This is a genomic window from Pseudomonas sp. 34 E 7 (assembly GCF_900005715.1).
In the GTDB taxonomy this organism is placed as follows: domain Bacteria; phylum Pseudomonadota; class Gammaproteobacteria; order Pseudomonadales; family Pseudomonadaceae; genus Aquipseudomonas; species Aquipseudomonas orientalis_A.
In genome coordinates this window covers 1-438 of record NZ_CVTX01000118.1, presented here as the reverse complement: position 1 = coordinate 438, position 438 = coordinate 1, and the positions used below count along the sequence as shown (strand labels likewise).

At 69.4% G+C, this 438-nt stretch carries 1 protein-coding gene; it reads left to right on the top strand.

Annotation, left to right across the window (positions count from 1 at the left end):
- Positions 1-438 (top strand): collagen-like triple helix repeat-containing protein (locus BFP96_RS30205; RefSeq protein WP_170875997.1); only part of this gene is annotated, 438 nt, incomplete at both ends.

The following is a 438-nucleotide window of genomic DNA, read 5'->3' as shown; positions in this document are numbered from 1 at the left end:
CGCCGTAACTCGCTGGGCATCACTGTGTCGGGTGTCGGCAACGGCGTGTCCGATGTGGGCGGTGGCCTGTCGACCACCGGCCGATCGCTGTCGACCACCCTCGGCGGTGTCCCCGTCGTCGGCGGTCTGACCGGCGGCGTGGGCGGCGCAGTCGGTGGTGTGGTGGATAACGTGGGCACCGCCGTGACAATGCTCGGCGACACCCTCAGCACCGCCAGCACCACCGGTCCCTTGGGCTCCCTGACCGGCAACGTGAACCGCAGGGTACTGGTGCCGGTGGTTTCACTGGTGGAAAACACCACCGGCAACCTCGGCAATGCCACAGGCCTGGGTAGGCCTGTCAACGGCCTGGTGGGCAAAGTGGGCGCCGCCGTCACCGGCCTCGGCACCCAGGTCGCCAGCACCGGCGGTACCGGCAACCCTGTGACCACGCTTGCC